This is a genomic window from Lysinibacillus sp. NPDC097287 (genome assembly GCF_044761695.1).
Lineage (GTDB): Bacteria > Bacillota > Bacilli > Bacillales_A > Planococcaceae > Lysinibacillus.
The window spans coordinates 1-1,325 of sequence record NZ_JBIWCX010000062.1 but is presented as its reverse complement, the minus strand read 5'-3'; the positions used below and the strand labels follow the sequence as shown (position 1 = coordinate 1,325).

Annotated in this window: 2 protein-coding genes; both read right to left on the bottom strand. The window is 59.2% G+C overall.

The window, feature by feature from the left end; all coding sequences use genetic code 11:
- A partial coding sequence (locus ACIQ2D_RS22035) for a hypothetical protein (protein WP_402867423.1) occupies positions 1-377 on the bottom strand: 377 nt, incomplete at its 3' end.
- Complete coding sequence (locus tag ACIQ2D_RS22030) at positions 374-1,015, bottom strand: DUF6615 family protein (protein WP_003945292.1); 642 nt, start codon at positions 1,013-1,015, stop codon at positions 374-376. The genes ACIQ2D_RS22030 and ACIQ2D_RS22035, both read right to left, overlap by 4 nt.
- Positions 1,016-1,325: the final 310 nt, after the last annotated feature.

Below are 1,325 nucleotides of genomic sequence, written 5' to 3'. Positions count from 1 at the left end.
CGGGAGGAGGGGTGCCGGACGTCTTCGGGGATCGGTTCGTTGCTGAGGACGGCGGAAACGTAGGGAGGGAGGTCGGCGCGGTCGAAGATCCTGATGGGCTGATGGGCGAAAAATACGTCGGAATATTCGAGTTCAGATAGGAAACTGGTCATCCAAGCGTCCTTCCGCTCGTCGGGTGCCATCTCGTCCGCTGTGCTCGTCCACGCGTTGAGGTAGCCGCGATAGGTTCGCTGAACCCACTCGCGGCCGTGCGCAAGGGTTTTCAGTGTTGCGGAGTTGACGAGCATCGAATATGCCGCGCTGTCCGAGTTGAATGCGCTCAGGGCGCCGTGGTTGAGGCGGGTTGTCACCCACTGTGCAAATTGTGTGGGAGTCAACGGGTTAGGCCCTCCGTCCCAAGGGTCTTTGGGGGCCGGGGGTCTGTGGGGACCCGACCGTCTGCCAAACATGACCAGGGAATTGCGTATTCGCGGATCGCGGCTAGGGAGACATCATCGACTAGACCCTTGGTACGTGGGAACCGCTTGAGAAATACATCTGCGCTGACAGCAGTGATTCGGTCGCCGGAGGGGCCGAGGCAGCATGTGTGGTCGCTGTACCGGACGCCGCGAGCGGCGAGGTTGTAGAGCGCATAGAGGCTATGCGCTCCGCTCTTTCGGGCGTAGAGGTCGAGTAGGTCGATCTGCTGCATGCCAGTGGATCGAACGGTGTGTTTGATCTTGTATTTCCCGGCCGCGTGCGCTTTGGGTGTTTGAAGCTTCTTGGCTTGGATGACGAGGTGAAACCATTTGTTCGAGCCGTCCGAGATCCACCATTTCCAGTCCGCACCGTAGCGGGATTCCTCTCTGCGGGTGAAGGCTCCGACGTGGAGGTCGGGAAGGGTTTTCGCGAAGTCCAGCAAGATCCGTTCCGTGGTTCCTTCTTCACCTTGGCGGATGTTGTGGAGCTCTCCATCCGTGAAGTTTTGGCCGGCGCGGTGTGCATTTTTGAACAGCGCTGTTGCGAGTTGCGTCATGACTGGGCCAGGCGTGGAAGAAGTTGGAATTGGCACGTGTATCCCGTCGGTTGGTTGGGCCGCCGGACAAGGGTTGCCGGCGTCAGAGGATCGCATGTCTGTAGGCGAGCTTAGGAATCTACCGGTGGTTGTGCAGTCGCTAGAAGTGCCCAGAAATGCACTGATCGGGTAGAACTGCGCTTCGCTTCCACCGTGTGAAGTTTCGAAAAGGCAGGGTGGCCCCTCTGCTTCGGTTCAAGCAGTCCAGGTCCCTCGCTACCGTTCGCCCATCAATCCGAGAGGCCGATGTGTAGAGGAGTCGTGGTTTCGA